The 23,677-nt window shown below is 37.5% G+C and carries 20 protein-coding genes; 3 read left to right on the top strand and 17 right to left on the bottom strand.

Translation table 11 applies throughout. From position 1 onward, the window contains the following. Nucleotides 1-62: 62 nt before the first annotated feature. Together BXY75_RS01195 and BXY75_RS01190 are read left to right on the top strand one after the other, a co-directional pair. Nucleotides 63-2,858 carry a TonB-dependent receptor gene (locus BXY75_RS01195; protein ID WP_121905874.1) on the top strand — a complete coding sequence of 932 codons (2,796 nt, stop codon included), beginning with the start codon at nucleotides 63-65 and terminating at the stop codon, nucleotides 2,856-2,858. A gap of 23 nt (nucleotides 2,859-2,881) precedes the next feature. Continuing rightward, complete coding sequence (locus BXY75_RS01190) at nucleotides 2,882-4,297, top strand: DUF5689 domain-containing protein (protein WP_121905873.1); 1,416 nt, start codon at nucleotides 2,882-2,884, stop codon at nucleotides 4,295-4,297. A 469-nt stretch (nucleotides 4,298-4,766) separates the two neighbouring features. Here BXY75_RS01190 and BXY75_RS01185 read toward each other — a convergent pair whose 3' ends face one another. From BXY75_RS01185 to BXY75_RS01170, 4 genes are all read right to left on the bottom strand, one after another. After that, on the bottom strand, nucleotides 4,767-6,659 hold the full coding sequence (locus tag BXY75_RS01185; protein ID WP_121905872.1) for an OmpA family protein: 1,893 nt from the start codon (nucleotides 6,657-6,659) through the stop codon (nucleotides 4,767-4,769). Between the two features lie 23 nt (nucleotides 6,660-6,682). Continuing rightward, the gene (locus tag BXY75_RS01180; RefSeq protein WP_121906572.1) at nucleotides 6,683-7,597 is read right to left on the bottom strand and encodes a PorP/SprF family type IX secretion system membrane protein; all 915 of its coding nucleotides are present in this window, start codon (nucleotides 7,595-7,597) and stop codon (nucleotides 6,683-6,685) included. A gap of 38 nt (nucleotides 7,598-7,635) precedes the next feature. Next, a complete protein-coding gene (locus BXY75_RS01175) occupies nucleotides 7,636-10,665 on the bottom strand; it encodes a gliding motility-associated C-terminal domain-containing protein (protein ID WP_121905871.1) in 3,030 nt (1,009 codons plus the stop codon). Nucleotides 10,666-10,774: 109 nt separating this feature from the next. Then, nucleotides 10,775-11,743, bottom strand: a complete 969-nt coding sequence (locus BXY75_RS01170) for an endonuclease/exonuclease/phosphatase family protein (protein WP_121906571.1) — start codon at nucleotides 11,741-11,743, stop codon at nucleotides 10,775-10,777. Between the two features lie 158 nt (nucleotides 11,744-11,901). Between BXY75_RS01170 and hflX the strand changes: the two genes are divergently transcribed. Beyond that, on the top strand, nucleotides 11,902-13,119 hold the full coding sequence (gene hflX / locus BXY75_RS01165) for a GTPase HflX (protein WP_121905870.1): 1,218 nt from the start codon (nucleotides 11,902-11,904) through the stop codon (nucleotides 13,117-13,119). 63 nt (nucleotides 13,120-13,182) lie between these two features. On the opposite strand, the gene BXY75_RS01160 is transcribed toward hflX, so the two are convergent. The 13 genes from BXY75_RS01160 to BXY75_RS01100 all read right to left on the bottom strand — a co-directional run bounded on the left by BXY75_RS01160 (nucleotide 13,183) and on the right by BXY75_RS01100 (nucleotide 23,666). Next, the gene (locus BXY75_RS01160; protein WP_121905869.1) at nucleotides 13,183-14,100 is read right to left on the bottom strand and encodes a DUF3078 domain-containing protein; all 918 of its coding nucleotides are present in this window, start codon (nucleotides 14,098-14,100) and stop codon (nucleotides 13,183-13,185) included. Nucleotides 14,101-14,214: 114 nt separating this feature from the next. Continuing rightward, complete coding sequence (locus BXY75_RS01155) at nucleotides 14,215-14,721, bottom strand: DUF2480 family protein (protein ID WP_121905868.1); 507 nt, start codon at nucleotides 14,719-14,721, stop codon at nucleotides 14,215-14,217. 30 nt (nucleotides 14,722-14,751) lie between these two features. Then, the gene (locus BXY75_RS01150; protein WP_121905867.1) at nucleotides 14,752-15,078 is read right to left on the bottom strand and encodes a DUF59 domain-containing protein; all 327 of its coding nucleotides are present in this window, start codon (nucleotides 15,076-15,078) and stop codon (nucleotides 14,752-14,754) included. Nucleotide 15,079: 1 nt separating this feature from the next. Then, entirely contained in the window at nucleotides 15,080-15,508 is a 429-nt protein-coding gene (locus BXY75_RS01145) for a SufE family protein (RefSeq protein WP_121905866.1), read from the bottom strand. Nucleotides 15,509-15,510: 2 nt separating this feature from the next. Continuing rightward, a complete protein-coding gene (locus BXY75_RS01140) occupies nucleotides 15,511-15,951 on the bottom strand; it encodes an META domain-containing protein (RefSeq protein WP_121905865.1) in 441 nt (146 codons plus the stop codon). A 10-nt stretch (nucleotides 15,952-15,961) separates the two neighbouring features. After that, nucleotides 15,962-17,179, bottom strand: coding sequence for an aminotransferase class V-fold PLP-dependent enzyme (locus BXY75_RS01135; RefSeq protein ID WP_121905864.1), 1,218 nt, complete (start codon nucleotides 17,177-17,179; stop codon nucleotides 15,962-15,964). A gap of 24 nt (nucleotides 17,180-17,203) precedes the next feature. Then, nucleotides 17,204-18,517 (bottom strand): Fe-S cluster assembly protein SufD, encoded by a 1,314-nt coding sequence (gene sufD / locus BXY75_RS01130; protein WP_121906570.1) that lies wholly within the window; start codon nucleotides 18,515-18,517, stop codon nucleotides 17,204-17,206. 82 nt (nucleotides 18,518-18,599) lie between these two features. After that, nucleotides 18,600-19,349 carry a Fe-S cluster assembly ATPase SufC gene (gene sufC / locus BXY75_RS01125; RefSeq protein WP_121905863.1) on the bottom strand — a complete coding sequence of 250 codons (750 nt, stop codon included), beginning with the start codon at nucleotides 19,347-19,349 and terminating at the stop codon, nucleotides 18,600-18,602. 2 nt (nucleotides 19,350-19,351) lie between these two features. Continuing rightward, nucleotides 19,352-19,753, bottom strand: a complete 402-nt coding sequence (locus BXY75_RS01120) for a hypothetical protein (protein WP_121905862.1) — start codon at nucleotides 19,751-19,753, stop codon at nucleotides 19,352-19,354. After that, on the bottom strand, nucleotides 19,753-20,619 hold the full coding sequence (locus BXY75_RS01115; RefSeq protein WP_121905861.1) for an N-acyl homoserine lactonase family protein: 867 nt from the start codon (nucleotides 20,617-20,619) through the stop codon (nucleotides 19,753-19,755). Before BXY75_RS01115 ends, BXY75_RS01120 begins: the two co-directional genes overlap by 1 nt. A 14-nt stretch (nucleotides 20,620-20,633) precedes the next feature. Continuing rightward, the gene (gene sufB / locus BXY75_RS01110) at nucleotides 20,634-22,082 is read right to left on the bottom strand and encodes a Fe-S cluster assembly protein SufB (protein WP_121905860.1); all 1,449 of its coding nucleotides are present in this window, start codon (nucleotides 22,080-22,082) and stop codon (nucleotides 20,634-20,636) included. Nucleotides 22,083-22,101: 19 nt separating this feature from the next. Then, entirely contained in the window at nucleotides 22,102-22,431 is a 330-nt protein-coding gene (locus BXY75_RS01105; RefSeq protein ID WP_121905859.1) for a HesB/IscA family protein, read from the bottom strand. 173 nt (nucleotides 22,432-22,604) lie between these two features. Further along, nucleotides 22,605-23,666 (bottom strand): cytochrome-c peroxidase, encoded by a 1,062-nt coding sequence (locus tag BXY75_RS01100; RefSeq protein WP_121905858.1) that lies wholly within the window; start codon nucleotides 23,664-23,666, stop codon nucleotides 22,605-22,607. Between the last annotated feature and the right edge of the window lie 11 nt (nucleotides 23,667-23,677).

Here is a 23,677-nt window from a genome sequence, read left to right as displayed (position 1 = left end):
AATAATGTAGTTTTGCAACCGATTTATAACATTTTTTAATCTAATAAACAACGTATTACAGAATGAGAAAATTCATGTATCCTTTGTTAGTTACACTGTTCGGAAGCTTTTCACTTTTCGCACAAAATGCAATTGTTAAGGGAAGAATAGTAGATACGAATTCGAGTGAAGTTGTACCTAATGTAGAAGTAAATATACAAGGGAGCATATTTGCCACAACAACTGATGCTGAAGGACTCTTCAATATTGTAAACGAGGATCTGCCACAGGGTGAGCAAGTCCTACTAGTTTCAAAAATCGGTTATATGGCGCAAAGAATTCCCATAACAATTCAAAATGGGAACACCATTAATTTGGACCCTATACTTTTAGAAATCGATTTAACTGCTATTGAAGAGCAAATAGGAATCATAAGCCTAACCGACAGTGAATTAGATGAAGACGATGGAACTTCTTTTAATGTCTCCGGATTACTTTCTGCTTCAAAAGATGTTTTTCTCAATGCAGCTGCCTACGATTTTAGCGCTACTTTTTTCCGTCCAAGAGGTCTTGATAACGCCAACGGAAAAGTACTTATCAACGGTATTGAAATGAATAAACAATACAACGGTCGACCACAATGGGGTGACTGGGGTGGATTAAATGATGTACAGCGAAATCGTGAGTTTTCAATGGGATTAAAAGCCAGTGATTATTCTTTTGGTGACGTTGCGGGTACTACCAATATTATGATGCGTGCTTCACAATACAGACAAGGAGGTAGAGTTTCTTATGCTGCTGCGAACCGAAGCTACCGAGGGCGTATTATGGGATCGTATAATAGTGGTCTTACTAAGGAAGGATGGGCTTATTCTGTTTTGGTTGCCAGAAGATATGGGAACGAAGGCTATCAGGAAGCAACTTTATACGATGCCAATTCTTTTTTTGCTTCCGTAGAGAAAAAAATAAACGACACACACAGCTTAAACTTTTCTGCTTTTTATACTCCAAACAGAAGAGCGCGATCTACCGCTATTACACAAGAGGTTCGTGATCTTAAAGGAATTAGGTACAATCCAAATTGGGGATATCAGGACGATGATAAAAGAAGTAGTCGTGTCCGTAATATTGAAGAACCTGTGGTAATGTTAAACCACTATTGGAACATCAGTGAGAACACCACTCTTAATACAAATGTTGCCTACCAATTTGGAAAAATTGGAAATACAAGACTGGATTATGGTGGAAACCGTAACCCTGCCGGAAATTACTACCAACGACTACCTAGTTATTTTTTGCAAGATGAATTCCCTACAACGTACGATTACCAACAGGCGTATGTTGCAGAACAGGATTTTGTAAATAACGGACAGATAGATTGGGCGTCTTTATATGCAGCTAATATAAGTAATGGTCCGTCTACGTATTCTATCCAAGAAGACAGAGTAGACGATACTCAACTTACCTTAAATACTATATTAAATTCTAAGATCTCAGAGAATATTCTGTTTAACGGAAGTTTGAATTACAGAAGCTTAAAAAGTGAAAACTTTGCCGAGTTAAAGGACTTATTGGGAGGAACCGGATATCTTGATATAGATAATTTTGGTGAAGGTGGTGATCAATCAAATAGTGACCTTCAAAATCCTAATAGAATTGTACAACAAGGAGAGCGATACAAATATAATTACGACGTAGATGCGACAGTAATTTCTGGTTTTGCACAGGCACAGTTTAAGTATAGCCAAGTAGATTTCTATGCCGGACTTTCAGCATCTCAAACATCTTATATGAGAACAGGATTGTATCAAAACGGATACTTTCCTGAAGAAAACAGATCTTTAGGAGAAAGCGAAAAAATGGATTTCACAAATTATGGTGTGAAGGCAGGTGCAACCTACAAAATTACCGGACGTCACCTAATTGATGTAAATGCTGGTTATCTAACAAAAGCACCTACCATAAGAAACACATTCGCTAATGCGAGACAAACCAACGATATCGTAGTAGGTCTTGAAGATGAAAAAATACAATCGGTAGATCTAAGTTATATTTTTAGAACACCTATCGTTAAAGCTCGTTTAACCGGGTATTACGTAGGATTTAAAGATCAAACAGATATCGGTTTCTTCTTTACACAAAATGCACTTGCAGGTGATGATAATAACGCTTTTGTTCAAGAGGTTGTCACAGGGATGGATAAACGTAATATGGGAGTTGAGCTTGGAATCGAAGCACAGGTATTACCTACTTTTAAAGTAAAAGCCGCTGCTGCTTTGGGGCAAAATATTTATACTAACAATCCATTGTTGTATCTAGCAGGAGATGATTTTAATGATGAAAGCACTATATTTCTAGATGGAAACGATATTTCAACACAGGGTATTCGTGAAGTAGCCTTAAAGAATTATCACGTAGCCGGTGGTCCGGAAAGAGCTTTTCAATTAGGATTCGAATACCGTGACCCTGAATTTTGGTTTGTAGGAGTTACCGGAAACTATTACTCCAATGCATATGTAGATGTGAGTAATCTTAGAAGAGCTTCAGATTTTTACACCGACTTCGACGGAGTGATCTTTAATGATTATGACGAGGAAGTTGCTAAAGAACTTTTAAAACAAGAAGAAATTGATGATTACTTTTTAGTGAACCTTATCGGAGGTAAATCATGGAAAGTTAAAGATTATTATGTTGGCTTCTTTGCAAGTATTAGTAATGTGCTAAATCAGGATTATAAAACAGGAGGGTTTGAAGACTCCCGTCGTGCGAGTTACAGACAGCAGGTGGAAGAACAAAACAGAGACACTCCAATTTTTGGAACTCGCTATTTCTTCGGAAACGGGACCACTTATTACACAAATATTTACGTCAGATTTTAAATTAAGAAATTAAATTACATACTATGAAAACTATTAATATTTATAAATTCTTTACACTACTATTCGCGATGATGGTAGTGGTATCTTGTGTGCAGGATGATGAGTATGACCTTCCTGAACAGCAAATCGTATCGGTAGATATCCCTTCAGATCAATTGCTAACCATGAATGGCGTGAGAAATTTGTTAGATTCTGCTATCGATGATACTGGAGATGCAAATGCCTTATACACCTTCCCAGCAGACGTAGAACAATATGTTTTGGGTTATGTAATCTCTAAGGATATTGCAGGAAACTTTTTTGAAGAATTAATCCTTCAAAACGACCCTTCAAATCCTACGACGGGTATTAAAGTACTAATTAATGCGAATCCACTTTCAGCTACTTACGAATTTGGTAGAAAGGTATTTATTAAAGTTACTGGCTTGTCTGCTGGCTACGATAGCGGAGTATTAACTATCGGTGTGCGTGACGGAAGTGAATTAGGTCAGATTGCTGAAGCTAATCAGAGAGACTTTTTATTAAGAGATGATGAAGTTGCTGAAATTACTCCCAAGGAAATTACAATGGCAGAATTCTCAGATATCTTAACAAATACTTATATCCGACTCAACGATGTTCAGTTCAATAGAAATGATGTATTGGGTCCAGAACCGAAAACTTTTGCAGCAGAGCCTTCAGATGAGTTCGACGGTGAGCGTTCATTAGAGAGTTGTGCTACAGGTGGATCTACGATCTTTAGTACAAGTACATTTGCAGATTTTAAAGGCCTAGAGCTTCCTGCAGGTAGAGGTACACTAGATGCAATTCTAACGAAAAACTTTTTCGGAGAGGCGTTTAATGTTGTGATCAACGATCCTTCAACTATTAACTTTGATCAAACTGAACGTTGCGACCCGAACGTACTTACTTGTACTACTGCTAGTGGTGGAGGTGCAGTTTTCTATTCTGAAAACTTTGAGCAGTTCAATGCTATCGAAGATTACGAAGCTATTGGGTGGACCAATGTAAATATAACCGGAGGTAACGAAGTATGGGAAATAGGAAACTTCAGTAATAATAACTACGCTCAAATCTCTGGATTTAATAGTGGAGAAACAGATATCGATGCTTGGTTAGTTACTCCAGCGATCAATATGGATCAGACTACTGGTGAAGAATTGAGCCTGCAAATAGAAGCTGCTTACGACAACGGAACTATCCTTAGCGTTTTGGTTTCTACCAACTTTACAGGTGATGTTACTACTGCCGAATGGAGTTTATTAGACATCACGGTGCCTTCAGGACCTTCTGGTGGCTTTGGTGGTTTCCAGGATATCGGACCGGTAAACATTTCTTGCCTTGATGGAAATATAAACATCGCGTTCTTGTACGAAGGATCAGATCCTAGTGCAACTACTAGATACCATATCAACAATATCGAAGTTACAGGAAACTAGTAACACGATTTAAAGTATAAAAGGCTCCGTTTTCGGGGCCTTTTTTTATGCTTTAATGTTATTAGTTTTTCTTCGGAAGGGATTTCGGAAGTTTCAAATAGGTAGTTTCTAATCTTATTCGAGAGTGAATGGAAATTCTTTATGTTCTCGTTTCTTCTGAAGCTTCAAAAGAATTAGCAACTTGAGATGTATATTATAAGCGAGTCGTCATAACTTCAGAAGAGATAAAAGCTATTCTCGATACAAATTTCACTCAATAAAAATGAGTAAAATCCACTCGAATTGACAAAATACAGTAAAACAAAGAAAAACTTTACAATAAAAAAGGAGTTTAAAAAGTCATATTAATTTTATAATATCATCTCATTTTTGAGTTTAGCATCTGCTGGATTACTATTACTCTTTAATAAAAATGACAAATAAAATCTAACCTCTAAAACTCCCTTTAGTTCATTCTGAAAACCCTAATTTACCACTTTTCAATGATAAAATCGGATCTTCTATTTTGTTGATGTTCCTGCTCTGTACAATTTCCACCACAAGACACTTTTAGATTACTTTCACCAAACCACTTGGCAGTTAATCTACTGCGATCAATTCCTTTTGAAATTAAATATTGAGTCGTTGCCTTAGCCCTTCTTTCAGATAAATTCATATTATAAGCATCAGTTCCTCTGTTGTCTGTATGACTTTCAATACGAATAATCATTTGAGGATATTTGTTCAATACCTGTATCAAATTATCTAATTCGAATGCTGCTTTAGGTCGGATGTTGTGCTTATCAAAGTCGAAATATATCGGACTCAATGCAATTTTATCGTCAACGATAATCGCGTCAATAGGTCGAAGCACTATAGTACTACTCACTTTAGATGCTGAGGTAGCATCCACATCGGTTGCATTGCTTTCAAAGTATTCCGCAGAGGCCTGTAAAACATGTGCCTGATCACATGCTGCATCAAAGACAACCACACCGTTGGCATCGGTTGTTTTAGTGCTCAATTTATTCTCAACAGAGTCGTAAAGATCTACACGAGCACCGGCAATAGGAGTTCTCTTTTCCTCTGTAACGACTCTTGCTGTAATTGCTACACTACAAGGGCGTTCAATTTCAGCAAAGCCATAAATATCATCACTTCCTTTTCCACCTTTTCGGTTGGACGACAAATATCCTGTCTTTGTATTTGGATCATAGTTAAATGCGAAATCATCATCCGGACTATTTGCTCCATTACCTAAATTCACAGGATCACTAAAACCAAAACCATTTGCCTCAGCATAGAAGCCATCTAAACCACCAAGGCCCATATGACCATCACTGGAGAATAATAAATTTCCGTTTGCATCAATAAATGGGAACACTTCCTTTCCTTCAGTGTTAATATTATCACCTAAGCGTACTGGCGTGCCAAACACACCATTTTTATCCAAACTGACTTTGTATATATCTGAACTTCCTTTACCGCCAGGCATATCGCTTACAAAATAAAGTGTGTTTCCATCAGGGCTAAGTGCAGGATGTCCAACAGAGTATTCACTGGTGTTGAAGGGCACCGAAAATACACCTTTCCAGTTGCCATCTACCTTTTCAGTGTAATACAAGTTTATTTGATTAACACCTTCTTCGCTCTTTTTATACTTTCCATTAAAATAATCATTTCGGTCGAAGTACATGCGTTTACCGTCTGCGGTGATAGCCATATTACCTTCGTGATATTTTGTATTCACATCACCAGTTAAAAGATTGGCATTTTTTACCGTTCCACCTACTATCGATGCCTTATAAATATCTAGAAAAGGCTGTTCATTCCATGCATATTTCTTTCTACTGGTATTTCTGGCAGAAGAGAAATAGAAATCTTTACCATTTGTAATACCACCGAATTCTGAAAACTTTGTATTAATATCCTTAAGATTTTTAGCGTCGTACTTCGGAAGGCTTTCCACTATTTGAGGCACATAGTCTGGGTTCTTCATAAATTCAATCGCTCTCGAATCGCTAGGGCTCTTGGTTGCGAATTTCTTCATCCAGGTATTGTATTCGCTAAATTTCCCGTTGGCCTTCAAAGACTGAGCGTAATTGTAAACCGTTTCGGAATCTGCCTTTTCATCTTGTACCACACGCTTATAAAAAGGTTCTGCCTTCTTGGTGTCATTTACAAAGTAATAACTGTTTGCTAGTCGCTCATAAACGTGACTGCTTCCATCTCCTTTTTTTAATAATTTTTGATAGGCTTCTGCTGCATCTACATAAGCAAGTCGGTCGTACAACTCATCTGCTTTTTTAGTTTGACTATTTTGGGCACTAAGAACCTGAGTTCCGAGCGCTATAAAAAGAAGGATAGTATATATGTTTTTCATTATCAATGAAATTGAATTATTAATTAGAAGTATCTCGGAGATTTCAATGTTTTCTCCTTAAATAAAAGATCAAAGGTTAGAATCACTTCGTGAGAAGAGCTGGCAACCGATTTAATTTCAGAAGTAACGCTGTCATAGGCGTATCCTATTCGAAGGAATGGCGCTACCTGAAATCCAACCATACCACTAAAAGAATCATCCACGCGATAGGAAGCTCCAAGCTCAAACTTATCATAGAATAAGCCGTTAAGATTTGTGTCATAAGATAAAGGTGCATCAAAAGCCGATTTAACCATTACCGAAGGCTTTAATTTAAAGTTTTCAGACACTTGAAACACATAACCCGCTGTTGCAAAAAAGTGATTTGTTTCTGATCCGAATTTTGTACCGTTCTCATCTAAATGAACAGATTTCAAAAAATTAGGAACCGACAATCCTATGTAAAACTTGTCACCATACAAGAAAGCACCCGCTCCTGCATTCGGATAGGTATTATTTATATTCTGACTAAAGAAAGGATCGTTTTCATCTTGTAAATCAAGATCTACCAAACCTACATCGTGAAAAGTTGCTCCCGCTTTTAATCCAAATGCAAGCTTTGTTGTTGCCCCCATTTGTAGTGTATACGAGAAATCTGCATATACATTGGTTTCACTAATTGGACCTAATTCATCTTTTATAGCCGAAAGTCCTAATCCAACCTTATCTCCAATTGGTGAATGTACCGAAAAAGTAAAGGTGACCGGAGCATCGTCGAAGCCAGACCACTGATTGCGATAAAGCGCCGTTGCCGATAGACTTTCTTTCGATCCTGCATAGGCCGGGTTCACTACATTCATATTATACATATACTGTGTATACTGCGGATCCTGTTGTGCTTGTATATCCTGGGAAAAAAACATTCCGAGAAAAAAAGTTATGATATATATGTGTTTCATTTCTGTCTTTTTGGAGTTTGAAAAGCTAAAAGTTCTCATTATTTTGTTTCTCTGTTAATGTATACCCAACCTGTAGCTTGTTCACCATAAACGGTGTCACTGCCTGAAAAATTTATAACGTAGAAATAAGTTCCGGTTGGCAATTCATCGCCATCATCTTCCTGTCCAAACCATTCGTTTACGTAATTACTTTTCTCAAACACCTTAGTACCGTATCTATTAAAAATTTGAATGTTTTCAATTCCGGTTCGATCTTGTAAGAAAGTTAGATCTAGTGAATCATTGTATCCATCATTGTTAGGAGTGATTCCTTGTGTGATAGTACAATTGTCAATTTCATAAGGAGACACTTCAATCTCGTCGGTACCTGTACATTGACCTCTGGTGATTACCACACTATAAAATTGAGTGGAAGTGACATCCTGCCCTAATACAACTTCAATACTACTTGTGTCGAGATTCAAAGATGTTCCATTCAAATACCATTGATAGGTAATTCCGGTTTCTTCTGTTGTTGCAGAAAGCGTTTGAACTTCGGTTGGACAGCTGTTAAAATCATCTCCAAGTAAAACGACAAGGTCCGATCTTGGAACAATTGTTACATTATCTTCGGAAGAACAAGCGCCTACCGTTACTGTGACCGTATAAACTCCATAGCCGTAACTAGATGCATTTATTGTTGCGGATGTTTCCGAAGCTAATACAGTTCCATCAAGACTCCAAACATATGTTGCCAGTGTCGGATCGTAATTTGATGGTGTTGCGTCTAAAATTTCAGCAGCATCGAAGCAAGATTCTAAATCGTCCCCTAAATCAATAGCTGGAAGGTCCGCAAAGGTAAGTACAATTTCATCTGTGCTTTCACATAGATTATTTGTTGTTATCTGAAGGCTATAAGTCCCACTTGCTCCAACAGTAATAGTAGGAGTAGTTTCTCCTCCGGGACTCCATAAATAACTTATACTACCAGTGCTTCCGGTAATCGTCGGCACTATTTCGAATGGTGTACCGTCGCATAACAGAGTTTCGTCTGGTCCTAAATCCAAGATTGCCGGATCGTAAACAATTACTTCTATAGTAAATGTGTCATCACTACAAGTAAGGTCATAAATTACTTGCACCGTGAAGGTGTCAGCAAATGTAGGAGTGTAAGTCGCAGTGGTCGAAACCGTATTACTGTTCGAATCCATCCATAAATACGTCACTAAACTAAGGTCAATACCAGTATTAGTTGGAGTTGCGTCCAGCGTAATGAAAGGATCTGTTGAGCATTGTTCTGTACTTGCAGGAAGATTTGTAGTTAATACCACTTCCGAAGAAATAATAAGATCAAAGTCTGTAGTATTAAAACAATCAGGCTCTGTTACTTTCTCAACACGAACATAAATAGACTGTGGATTACTAGTGTTTTCGTAAGCTGTGGGAGTTACGATGGGATTTATATTTAGTTCGGCAGCACCTTGATTTAAGTGAAAAGACACATTAAAATCGGTTGGATCTTGTCCATCCAGAATGATTGGAATTTGGGCTGTAAGATCAAAAAAGGCAGTACTTCCACCACTTGGCGGACATTCTGTTAAATCAGGAGGGGCTACTACCACTGGCGGATTACCTTCTTTAGTAAGAGTTATATCATCAATAGCCAGGTCATTTCCGCAGCCACCAATAGAATTATTAATTAAAACTAATTGTATATCTGTGTTAGCACCTGTGTTAAATGCTATGGTAAACTCTTGCCAGTTGGGTTCAGAGCCATTTGGTATATCACCAGTATTAGTTTCTGCAATCAAGGTTCCTGAAGTATCTTCAATTCTGAATATCACATTAGAAGGGATGGAGTTTCCACCACATATTCCTGAATCGGTGTCGTAAACTGTAGTGATCCAGGCATTGAGAGCGAAATTTTCGTTTGGAGTTAAAGTTATGGTTCGCCTATAGAATTCTCCCGGTTCGAAAGCGGCATTAACGAATAACATTCTGCCGTTAACATCACCATCGGTATGATCTTCCATGTCTGGGTGCCATCCGGTATTTAAGGTGTTCGAAGTATGATAAATACAGTATTGCCCATCTTCAATTTGAGTTGTGTCATTACATATATAAGTAGATGATGATACATTTGGATCCAAACATACTCGTTCCGTTCCTGTGCCAAAGTTATCTTCAAAATCTATGGTAGTACAGGTAGCTGTAGCACATGGCGAACTCATAAATGTTATTGTTACCTCATCTTCTGCTGGCACATCACAGTCGGTGCCATCTATAATTACTTTGTAGTCGGCTGTTTCGGAAACAGTTAAAGTTTCTGAAGTTTCACCTGGGATTAAAACGTTGTCCATATACCAGGCATAAGTTTCAAGAGGGCCAGTAGTGGAAGTGGTTAAAGTAACTTCATCAACACCGCAATAGGTTTGGTCTCCGCCATCAATAGTTACATCGCATAAGAGTACGATATCACAGTTTGTGGTTCCATTTCCTCCAATTTGTCCTAAACTAATAAAACCTTGATCTTCTGAATAGTTCGTAATAAGAAGTACATAAATCTCGCCGTTTTGCGCGTTGAGAAGACTAAAGTTTTCAACGGGAGCGGCAGAGTAACTACAACCAACTTCATTAAACGGTTGAAGTTGAGAATAATCGCAAAGATCATCTCCAGGGGCAAAAGGACCCCAGGCAATAAAATCTACATCGAGTTCGGCTCCGATTGGGTTTCCATTGGCGTCAAACTGAGTGTTTTGTACGATCTCAAAATCCAAATCTCCGCCTTGTTCTATTTGAAGATAGAACCACGCAGGATAAGGTTGAGTCCCCAAACATGCATATTCTGGTCCCGTCTCTGCGCTTGCTACACATCCGGAGCCACTTGGGTAACAATTTGGAAATATAAGTCCGTCTTGGCCTGCACAAAAAGGTTCAATGTCCGAGCAGGTTCCTCCTTGAGAAAATGCTGAACTGGCCGCAAAAAATAACAAGGCAAAAAAGAGTAAACTTTGGTATCGATTTTTTGATGATTTGGTTCGTTGAGAAGAAATTTCAATTCGAACAAATCGAGGTAATTTTATATTCATGAGGTTGATGTTGATAAAATTTCTCGCCTAATTTATATATTTTTTCAAAATTCTAATTACAATCCGTATTTATTAGCTGTAATGCAGGAAAATTCCGATTAATTACTTGTTAAATTTTATTTCGAATAGAGAAGATGCCATAAACGGGAAAGTGGTCGCTAAATCCGCCAATGTATTTTCTACCCATGAATGTTCGAAATGGATTGCCTTTGTTTCTTCCTTTAAATTCTCTTAGAGATTCTGGGTTAAAAATTTTAGCTTCCTTAAATCGAAAATCATTTCCGTGAAGTTGTAAAAAGTTATTCGTTATGATTATTTGATCGAACAAATTCCATGCCCCTCTATAGATAGTACTGCCATCGTATCTGGTAAGTAATAATTCCATTGGATTATATAATTCCGACTCGGTTAGATTTTTTACACTCTCGCTTTGTGGGTCATCGTTAAAATCTCCCATGATTATTATTCTAGCATTGGGATCATCAGATAATATTTGCTTTGTTAACTCTTTGTTTTTGGCAGAAACGGCAAGTCGTCTATGATTTGTCTTTTCGACCCCTGCACGTCGGGAAGGCCAATGATTTACTAAAATATGCACTTCTTCATTATCCAAAAGGCCTTTCACATATAAAATATCCCGTGTAAAATCTTGTACACCTTTATTATTTTCGACATAAATATAAACGGCTTCCTTGTGTATGACTTTAAAATATTCTTTTCGATAAATTAAAGCAGTATCGATCCCTCTTTCATCTGGCGAATCGAAATGAATGAAATCGTACTCTTTCTTTTTTAAAAATTTTGAATTTACCAATTCCTGAAGTACAAAGGCATTTTCAACTTCAGCGACGCCTATTAAAACCGGAGGATGTTGGAGCTCGCTATAACCTATTTGCTTTATTACAAATCCAAGGTTTCTAATTTTTTTTCTGAAGCGTTTTTCGTTCCATTTTCGTTTTGCTGTACTTGTAAAATCATCATCCATTGTTTTTGGATCGTCGAGAGTGTCGAATAGGTTTTCGAGATTGTAAAATGCGATGGAGAAGTTATTGATATTTTCTTCTGAAGATTCCGACATAGAGAAATTGTTTGTGGTTGCAATAGTTTCCGAAGAAAACAACCAATCGATTATCTATATTATGAAAAACCGATTTATATATAGTGAGCTGTTAAGATTGACTAAAATACAAAAAACGCTTGCAAACTGTTTTGTACCTTTGAGCAATAATTAAAACTATGCTAGAAGAATCGAAAATTGAATATGAAAAGGTAATTCTTATAGGAGTAATCACTCAGCTTCAGGATGAAGAAAAATCCAAGGAGTATTTGGATGAACTGGAGTTTTTGGCATATACTGCTGGAGGGGAAGTGTTGAAACGTTTTGTACAAAAAATGAATATCCCAAATCCTAAAACCTTTATTGGAAAGGGAAAGATGGAAGAAGTTCAACAGTTTGTGGAAGCCAATAATATCGATACCGTTGTGTTTGATGATGAACTATCTCCGGGACAACAAAAAAACATTCAAAAAATTCTGGATTGTAAAATCATAGATCGTACAAACCTAATTTTAGATATATTCGCGCAAAGAGCACAAACGAGTAATGCTAGGACTCAGGTAGAGTTGGCGCAATATGAGTATCTGCTACCTAGATTGGCAGGAATGTGGACCCACCTTGAACGACAAAGAGGAGGTATTGGAATGCGTGGACCCGGGGAAACAGAAATTGAAACTGACCGTCGAATCGTTCGCGATCGAATAGCTTTACTTAAAAAGAAACTTACGAAGATCGATAGACAGATGGAGGTGCAGCGTGGAAATCGAGGTTCTCTCGTACGTGTTGCATTAGTTGGATATACAAATGTTGGGAAATCAACATTGATGAATGTGATTAGTAAGAGTGAGGTTTTTGCAGAGAACAAATTGTTTGCAACTCTGGACACTACTGTTAGAAAAGTCGTAATTGGGAACCTTCCGTTTCTGCTTACAGATACGGTTGGGTTTATTCGCAAATTACCCACACAACTGGTTGAGTCTTTCAAAGGAACCTTAGACGAAGTAAGAGAATCTGATCTATTATTACACGTGGTGGATATTTCACATCCATCTTTTGAAGATCATATCGCTTCAGTGAATAAAATCCTGGATGAAATCGACGGAGTTGATAAACCCATGTTAATGGTATTCAACAAAATTGACGCTTATGTGCCAGAAACCATCGATGATGATGATTTAGTCACTGAAAAAACCAAGGCACATTATTCCTTAACCGATTGGAAGAAAACCTGGATGAGCAGGATGGATGGAGATGCGGTATTTATTTCGGCATTAAACAAAGAGAATTTTGAGGAATTCCGAAAGGTCGTTTACGATAAGGTAAAGGAAATTCACGTGGCTCGTTTTCCATATAATAATTTACTCTACACTGAGTATTATCCCGAGGATGATTCATAAAGAAAAAACCCGCTTCCTTTGCTACGAAGGAAACGGGTTTAGAATCGGAAAGGTATTAGATTCTTAGAATCCGTAGGTTACACCTATTCCTAGGGCTTCTCGTATTTGGAAGCCTTGTACGGCATTATCGTCATAAATTGCCTGAAAAGTTGCATTAGCATTGATCCACTTATTTACTGTCATCACTACATTAAGTGTGTAGTCGATATCAACGTTTTGTGGGTTATCAAGATAGTTTGAGTATAAATTCAAAATATTTTCAGCACTAATGTTCTCCATAAGTTTGATCTTTGCATACGCAGACACAGAAGCACCAAATTCGAAACGAGACGTTTCATTAGCTTTTACTCCAAAATAAGGGCTTTCGTTAAAAGCGGCGATTGCAATTGGATCGTTGCCAACATCAGTGAATTCACTGGAAACAAGGATTAGCTTTGCCGTGGCTGGAGAAATGTTTACATATAAATTATCATTTTTCTTCCACAATACACCCGGACCTGTTTGAATATAACCAGGAGATAGGAATTTGGTTGCTTCAACTCTATCCTCTTCTCCCATTACATTTTCGAAATATTCGTAACCAGAAGTAAACTGTGTTTTGAAATTTAAGAAGTACGAATAGTACCAGTTGCTTTCTTTTATTTGTTTTCCTAAGATTGAATTTAATTCTAATCTATCGTTTGTCTTACGCATAAATTCTTGATCACCGGTCTTGGTAATTCCATAATCGGCGATGATTCGGTTATCCCAAACCAATTTACCTTGTCGGTAATTAAAGTCGTAGGTGAGTGCAAGATTAGCAGCGTAGTTGTTAGTTCCGCCTCCGGTCCATTCGTGATTAAAGGCCGCTTGACTAAATAATAAAGAAATATTTCCTGCTTTATGCCATCCATCTTTTGGTGCTTCTTTTTCATCGGCATCCTGAGCGAATATTGCTAATGGAAGGGTAAAAATTAATATGAGTAAAAGGTTTTTTTTCATGACTAGGTTTATTAAATATTAAGCAAAAATAAATGATTCCTAACGGAATAATAAAGCTTCTTTCCTCTAGAAAGAATGCTTTCGATTAACATCGGACTTTTTTCGATTAAAGGGTTATTTTTTTCTGAAAAGAGGCACAGAAGAACAAGCTTCTCCGTACATAATGCTCTTTACAACTGGCTGAAGACGTTGTGCTAATAGTACATAGGCGTTCTGCGGAATGGGTTTGTATGCGCAACCCTTAATAATTACTGACTTATCTGCAAACGGTGATGGGTTTAAATTCTGAAGGATTTCGGCAAATATTATACTTTCAAGATTATCTAACGAACCTACTACTACTTTTTTTGCAATAGCACTGAGTTCTAACGCGACAAGCATATATGCCCACCCCGGAATAATAGCATCAGTTGTGCAATTGAGGGCAACATAACAATTAGCGTATTCGCTCCAATCTTGTTCTTTTATCGCACTTCTAAACTCTTTTTCTCGAAGCACGATTCCTTCATATAACCATTGGGAAATGTCAATCTCCTTACGCTCACCAATTGGATAGAAGTCTTCCAGATCAATGGTAACTAATTTACTGTTAGCAACTCTATTTACAATTTCGTTTTCCATATTATTTTTAGCTCACAGCTTTCAGCAACATTACAGCATTCCCAGTTCCAACTTTGCTTCTTCACTCATTAGGTCCTGCGTCCATGGTGGGTCGAAAGTGATTTCAACCTCTGCGTCTTTTACAAACTTGATTGTTTTTACTTTGTCTTCTACTTCTACAGGTAAAGTTTCAGCGACCGGGCAATTGGGAGTGGTAAGGGTCATTAAAATTTTGACTTCGTAGTCTTCATTTACAAATACGTCGTAAATAAGGCCAAGTTCGTAAATATCAACAGGGATTTCCGGATCAAAAATGGTTTTTAAAACCTTTACGATCTTTTCTCCTAATTCGGTAGTGTCTATTTCTGTCGTTGTCATTTTATGAATTATTTAATTGTGCCTGATAAGCAACAGCATATAATTTAAGCTGTTTTATCATTGAAACCAATCCGTTTGCACGAGTTGGTGAAAGATGTTCCTTTAATCCAATTTCGTCAATAAACTTGGTATTGGCATTTAGGATATCTTCCGGTTTTTGATTTGAAAATGTTCTAATAAGAATCGCAATGATCCCTTTGGTAATGATCGCGTCACTATCGGCAGTAAATACTATTTTATCGTCCTTTAATTCAGCGTTAAGCCATACTTTAGACTGACAGCCTTTTATTAATCGACCTTCTGTTTTTAAATTTTCATCTATGATTGGTAACGATTTGCCAAGATCGATCATATATTCATAACGCTGCATCCAATCATCGAACATGGAAAATTCATCAATTAACTCCTCTTGTATTTGCGATATCGTCATTGTTAATTCCCTGATGTTTTTTGTTTCTTAGCAACTAGCAGTACCCCACGATCAGCTTTTGAATACAATGTCAATTCACCTTCTTGCATCGTATATGAACCGGTTTCTTTAAGTGCATCTAATAAAGCTCGTTCTGTACTCATAACAACCTTGTCGCACATTTTTTCTGAAACAGCCAAATCTCCAAATTGAATCGCATATAGATCAAGTGTATAGTTTCCGAAGAAAGAATTACAACCCGTTGTCCCACGAATAGACTTATCTAAAGCAGCCATTGTTAAACTCATTCCATTAGCATTAACTGCACTACCATTAACAGTAGCGATGTCGTAGGTTCCTGAGAGCTGCACACTCCCTGCAACGTCAATTACTTTTTTCGTCTCATCACAAGAAACGAATAAAAGGGTAGAAATAAGGAAACTAAAGATGGTAAGTACTTTCATATTTATATATTTAAGTGAGCATTAATTTTGCTTTTTTTACCGCTTCAACCAGTGCATCAACTTCTGTTTTTGTATTATAAAATGCAAAAGATGCTCTCACGGTTCCGGGAATTTTATAGTATTCCATGATTGGTTGTGCGCAATGATGACCAGTTCTTACAGCAATTCCTAATTTGTCAACGATGGTTCCAATATCGTAGGGATGAATATCTTCAATATTAAAAGAAACGACCGAAGTTTTACCAGGAGCCGTCCCATAGATCTTTAAGCCTTCAATCTCCAATAATTTTTTGGTAGCGTACTCTAAAATTTTGGTTTCATAGGCCTCAATTTCACGGAAATTTATACTGTTAAGATAGTCAATCGCTGTGCCAAATGCAATCCCGCCTGAAATATTTGGCGTACCGGCTTCAAATTTATGTGGCAGTCCGGCATAGGTGGTTTTTTCGAAAGTAACTTCCTTTATCATTTCTCCTCCACCTTGATATGGCGGCAGTTTTTCACCCCATTCTTCCTTCATAAACAACATACCAATTCCCGTTGGACCACACATTTTATGAGCTGATGTGACATAAAAATCTACATCCAAGGCCTGGAGATCCGGCTTAATGTGCGAACAAGCTTGAGCCCCATCTATAAGCACCGCAGCGCCAACGTCATGTGCTAAACGAATAATCTCTTTTATAGGATTCACCGTACCTAAAGCGTTTGAAACATGATTTACAAACACCAGTTTGGTCTTTTCTGAAAGCAGCTTTTCGTATGCCGAAATGATAAGTGCTCCATCGTCATTCATTGGTATCACCTTCAGAATAGCACCGGTACGTTCACAAAGCATTTGCCAGGGAACGATGTTTGAATGATGCTCTAAAGCGGAAACAATAATCTCATCGCCTTTTTTCAGAATTTCTGAAAAACCACTGGCCACAAGATTAATCCCATGAGTGGTACCCGATGTAAAGATAACTTCGTATGCGTTTTTTATATTGAAATGCTTCTGAAGTTTTTGGCGTGCAATTTCATACGCATCGGTTGCTTCCTGTGATAGACTGTGAACACCTCTGTGAATGTTGGCGTTGTAATTAGAGTAATAATTTACAATACTATCGATCACAATCTGCGGCTTCTGTGAAGTAGCGGCATTATCTAAATACACCAACGGATATCCGTTCACCTTTCGTTTTAGAATAGGGAAATCGGCTCGTATTTTTTCAATATCGAATGGCATATGTGAGATTTTGAAAAGTTATTCTTAAACGTTGAAGCCTAAGTTAACTCCAATTTTTTTCGCGATCAGTTTGTTGATTCGCCCTTTTAATTCAGGTATTTTTACACTTTCTAATACTGTGTTCGCAAAAGCATACATGAGCAGGGCTCTGGCCTCTTTCTTCGCAATACCTCGTGAACGTAGATAAAACAAAGCGTCTTCATCAAACTGTCCAATAGTACATCCGTGAGAACATTTTACATCGTCCGCAAAAATCTCTAATTGAGGTTTAGCATTAATAGTTGCTTTTTCATCAATAAGGATGTTGTTATTTTGCTGAAAGGCGTCAGTTTTCTGAGCATCCTTCTCTACAATAATCTTTCCGTTAAAAACGCCGGTCGAGGCATCTCCAAACAAACCTTTATAATCCTGATGACTTTCACAGTTAGGAGCGATATGATGCACCAACGTATTATGGTCAACGTGTTGCTTGTCTTCAAGTATGGTTATTCCCTTTAAAGTAGAATCACATCCTTCACCTTTTTGATAGAAATTTAGATTGTTTCGTATAAGTTGTCCTCCAAACGAAAAGGTGTGTACATTACAGTTACTATTTCGTTCCTGCGAAATGTATGTATTATCAATTAATGAAGCAGTTGGCCCGTCATTCTGAATTTTATAGTAATCTACATACGCCCTTTTTTCAGCGAATATTTCTGTAACCGAATTGGTGAGCACTGCATTATTAGAGAGACTTTGATGTCTTTCAATAATCTGCACATGTGCATTTTCGCCCACTACAATTAAGTTTCTGGGTTGTAGCAATATTGCAGCTTCATTACCTGTAGAAAAATTAATGATCTCGATAGGTTTTTCTACTTCTTTATGCTTCGGAATGTGGATATATGCACCCTCTTTGGCAAAAGCCGTGTTTAAAGAGGTTAGACTATCTTCTTTAGCTACTTTATTGAAAAATGCTTCAATAACTGGTTTGTACTTAGGCTTATTTAAGGCCGAAGACATTAAACAGACATCCAATTTATCGTGCGTAGTTTCAGAAAGAAAAGAGCTGTAAACTCCATCGACAAAAACGATTTTATAGGTGTCAATATCGTGTAAGAAATACTTCCTAACGTCTTTAAATTCTACTGCTTGATCCTGTTTAGGAAAAATGCTGTAGTCCTTTTTTAATAAGGAATTTAGTGAAGTATATTTCCATGCTTCCTCCTTTTTAGTAGGAAAACCATTGGTTTCGAAGGTTTTTATCGCCTTGTTTCTTAAATCGTGCAAAGGCGAGTCATCTTCGAGATGATCTTCGAAAGCTATATAAGAGGAAAGTAATTTTTCTTTTAAACTCATATCCATTTCCCGTGAAAACAGGAATCATTTTAATTCAATAATAAAAATTCTACGTTTCCCGCAGGAAACATTTAAAAGGAATTTAAACCAACTCTTCTTTGATCCAGTCGTATCCTTTTTCTTCCAATTCGTAGGCTAGTTCTTTAGTCCCCGACTTCACAATACGTCCATCCATAAGTACATGTACAAAGTCAGGAACAATATAATCCAGCAATCGTTGGTAGTGCGTAATTAAAACAACAGCGTTATCAGCGCTCTTTAATTTATTCACACCATTCGCAACCACTTTTAAGGCATCGATATCAAGTCCGGAATCGGTCTCATCGAGTATCGCCAATTTTGGTTCTAACATAGCCATTTGGAAGATTTCGTTTCTCTTTTTCTCCCCTCCTGAAAAACCTTCATTCAATGATCGGGATAAGAATTTACGGTCTATATCCAGTAAATCTGCTTTTTCCTTGATCATTTTAAGCATTTCTGAAGCAGGCATATCTTCCTGTCCTTTTGCTTTTCGGTTTTCGTTAATCGCCGTTTTAATGAAATTAGTAACACTAACTCCCGGAATCTCTATAGGATACTGAAATGAAAGAAAAATTCCTTGATGGGCTCTCTCTTCCGGATCCATTTCTGAAATATCTTTTCCTTGAAAAGTGATAGAACCTTGAGTTACTTCAAATTCTTCCTTACCCGTAATCACAGAGGCGAGTGTGCTTTTTCCGGAACCGTTAGGTCCCATGATAGCATGCACTTCACCAGCTTTAACATTAAGTGTGACTCCTTTTAAAATATCTTTGTCTTCTACACTTGCGTGCAAATTTTTAATCTCTAACATCCTTATGATTTCTTTTCTTCAATTTTTATATCTGCTTCGGAAGGCTTGTCGCTTATGTGAAGGATTTCGGTAATAGTAATAACCTCATCCCAGCCTTCAACGCCCGCTTCTTTGTTTTTAACAATTCCGTTCACGATCACCGGGACCATATCGAAATCATCTTTTTTTACCGCCTTTACTCTATTTGCTAATTCTTGTGACATGTCATCGAGCGTAACTCCATAAATAAAATTGTCACCTTTTAAAACAGCTGCATCCGCCATATAAAGAAATTCACCACGATACATTTGTTGGTCTGCGGTCGCTTCAGTTACTGTAGCTTCGACTTCATTATTTTTTTCTTCAGCGTTTTTACACGAAAATGTAGCAATTGATACTGCTACAAGCAAAATGATCTTTTTCATTAGTTTAAAGAATTTGGAATTTTAGGCATTTTATTAAAATCTACAATTTCATGTTGTATATAAACTGTTGCATTTTTCTCTTTTGCGAAAGCTTCAAAATCTAAAATAGCTTTTTCAGATTGTGAGATGTCGTAATTAAATTGTGGTACGATCGCCCTATCTCGGTTTTCTTGAAAGTGATACATGTCTCCCGATAATAATACCGGTCCTGCATTAGCAAGCTCTAAATATAGAACCTGATGCCCTGGAGTATGTCCTGGCATTGATTTGATTACAACTGTACCATCGCCAAATACATCTTTATCACCATTTAGTTTTTCTACTTTTTTTAATTCTGAAAAACTTGCAGGATCGTAAAAGCCATTTCCTTTAATATCTTCACTCATTGCGAAGTCATATTCTGGTGTTTGAACCAACCAGGTGGCATCGGAAAAATTATTCGCGGTACCCGTATGATCAAAGTGAATATGTGAAAAAGCAATAAAGTCAACATCTGAAGGCGTTAAACCTATTTGTGACAACTGATTTACAATCGAATCTTTCCTGCTAATAGTAAAAGCACCATCTGGCGTAGTAAAAGGATCATTTCCTACTAATCCTTCCGGTAAACCACTGTCCCATAAAAGAATTCCTTTTGGGTGCTTAACCACATAAAATGCATCAGCTAGTTTTTTAGACTCACCTTTATAAGTTTCACCTTGAGCAAAAAGATTTAGGTTATGTGCTTCCACTGAACCTCCATCAAAAGTATAAAGTTCTACTTCAACCTTCGTTTCTTGAACCCCTTCGGAAGTTTTGTCTTCCTTTTTAGAGTCGTTACAAGCGATAAATGAAATCGCAACTAGAATTAAGAGTACTTTTTTCATATAATCATTTTTAATTATCCTACCGATCCTTCCAGACTGATCTCCAATAATTTTTGTGCTTCTACAGCAAACTCCATAGGTAGCTTATTCAATACTTCTTTACTAAAACCATTAACAATTAAAGCGATTGCCTTTTCAGTATCGATACCACGCTGATTGCAATAGAAGATTTGGTCTTCTCCAATTTTACTTGTGGTAGCTTCATGCTCAACTTGCGCTGTTTTGTTTTTGGCTTCGATATAAGGGAAGGTATGTGCACCACAACTATTCCCCATTAACAGCGAATCACATTGGGAGAAATTACGTGCGTTATCTGCATTTGGACTAATTTTCACCAATCCACGGTAACTGTTTTGAGATTTCCCGGCCGATATCCCTTTAGAGATTATTGTGCTTCGGGTGTTTTTACCCAAATGAATCATTTTAGTTCCGGTGTCTGCCTGCTGATAATTGTTAGTTACGGCAATCGAATAAAACTCTCCAATCGAATTATCTCCTTTCAGAATACAACTTGGATATTTCCAGGTAACGGCACTTCCGGTTTCAACCTGTGTCCAGGAGATCTTTGCGTTTTTCTCACAAATCCCCCTTTTTGTCACAAAGTTGAATACGCCACCTTTTCCATCTTTTCCTCCCGGATACCAGTTCTGAACTGTAGAGTATTTAATCTCGGCATCGTCTAGTGCAATTAATTCAACAACTGCAGCATGCAACTGATTTTCATCACGACTAGGTGCTGTACATCCTTCCAGATAACTTACATAACTTCCTTCATCTGCAATAACTAGCGTACGTTCAAATTGTCCGGTTCCTGCCTGATTGATTCTAAAGTAAGTTGAAAGTTCCATCGGACAACGAACTCCTTTCGGAATATAACAGAACGAACCATCACTAAATACTGCACTGTTTAAGGCAGCATAGAAATTATCTCGCGGCGGTACTACAGAACCGATATACTTTTTAACCAGTTCGGAATGTTCTCTAATAGCTTCAGAAATAGAACAAAAAATGATGCCTTTTTCCGCTAATGTTTTTTTGAAGGTTGTAGCAACAGACACAGAATCCATTACGATATCCACTGCAACTCCAGCTAATTTTTTCTGTTCGTCAAGTGATATCCCTAGTCTTTTGAAGGTATCCAACAATTCGGGATCTACTTCGTCGAGGCTGTCGTATTTTGGTTTTTTATTTGGTGCCGAATAATACGAAATTGCTTGAAAATCTGGTTTTGTGTATCTCACGTTCGCCCACTCAGGTTCTACCATTTCTTTCCAGTGACGAAATGCTTCCAAACGCCAATTGGTCATCCATTCGGGTTCTTCCTTTTTTGCGGAAATCGCACGTACAATATCCTCGTTTAAACCAACAGGAAAAGTATCAGATTCTATATCGGTATAAAATCCATACTCGTATTCCTTGGTTTCGAGTTCTTTTTTTAAATCGTCTTCAGTGTATTTGCTCATCAGTCTTCAGTATACAATTTTATAGTGAAAAACTTTCACCACATCCACAAGTTCTATTGGCATTTGGATTATTGAAAACAAATCCTTTTCCATTCAATCCACCACTATATTCCAAAGTGGTTCCAACCAGGTATAAAAAGCTTTTTTTATCAACAGCTATTTTTACCCCAGATTCTTCAAATAATTTATCATTCTCTCCTAAGTTGTGATCGAAATTTAGCTCGTAAGATAAACCAGAGCAACCACCACTTTTTACGCCAACACGCACAAAATCCTGCGCAACATTAAATCCATCATCGGACATAAGTTGTGCAATTCTCGATTTTGCAGTTTCACTTACCTTTATCATTTTATATAGATTAATTCTAAATAGGATGCAAATATACGGTAAATAGTACTCTAAACCATACTGTAAAAAGAAATTAAACTAATGTATGAATAGGTTTTATTGATGGAGAAAATGCCAGAACTGGCTGTGATAATTAACGCGTTTGTAAGCATTAATATCGGGGTAATATGCTTTTAATTAGGATCCTGAAAGTCGGGATTGTTTATAAAACTCGGATCAGACAAACTGAGTAGAAATGCCTTTAAATCTGCCTTATCATTTTCGGAAAGATGCACGCCACCCTCGCTTATAGTTTTCATTAGTGGGTCAATGGTTTCTGAATACACCAAACCTTCGCTATAATGGTTAATTACTTCATCTAAGGTCTGAAACCTTCCATCATGCATATAAGGCGCTGTGAATGCTAAATTCCGAAGAGAGGGAGATTTAAAAAGTCCAAAATCTCTAGGGTCACCTGTGAAGGCTCCTAGTCCGCGATCTGTTATGGTTTCATCCAGACCGTTGTTGTGAAAGGTGTTGTCGGTCCAAATGGGAGTATTTGGATCGCCATGACAGTGAAAACAATCACCTCGGGATTCATCAAGAAACACAGCTAGACCGTTAGCTTCAGAAGTAGTTAGTTCGGCTTCTCCTGCAAGGTGTTTATCAAATTTCGAATTGCTGGAGATAAGTGTTCGTGTGAATTGGGAAATTGCTTTTACTACCAGTTCTTTGGAAATGTTTTCTGTTCCGAAGGCATTTGAAAAAAGCAAAGGATAATCGCTTGTAGCTTGAAGGCTTACCGTTGCCTGTTCCCATGTATTGTGCATTTCTATAGGATTAGTAACCGGCTCTAACGCCTGATTTTCTAAACCTTTTGCTCTTCCGTCCCAAAAGAAATCTTCTGAAAAATTCCACGCCATATTAAAAAGCGGCATAGAATTCCGATTTCCTTCCAGACCGTCTATACCAATACTAAATCTTCTTTCGTCCGAGAATGCGTTTTGAGGGTTATGGCAGCTAGCACATGCTTGAGTTCCGTCTCCCGATAAAATGGGGTCGTAGAATAATTTACGGCCTAATGCAATACCTTCCCGCGTTTGAGGGTTGTCTCCAGGAATTATAGGGGGAGAAAGTTTTTCAGCGAAAAGTTGAGGAATAGAAAGAGGCATGGGTGTAGCAATATATTCATCGTCCTTCTTACAAGATGTAAAAACAATTGAAAGCAATAAACATATTAATACACCGTACCTCATTTTTCTTATCC

The organism is Ulvibacter antarcticus, assembly GCF_003688405.1.
Lineage (GTDB): Bacteria > Bacteroidota > Bacteroidia > Flavobacteriales > Flavobacteriaceae > Ulvibacter > Ulvibacter antarcticus.
Note: the sequence above shows the minus strand (reverse complement) of the source record. Positions and strands in the feature narration are given on the sequence as shown.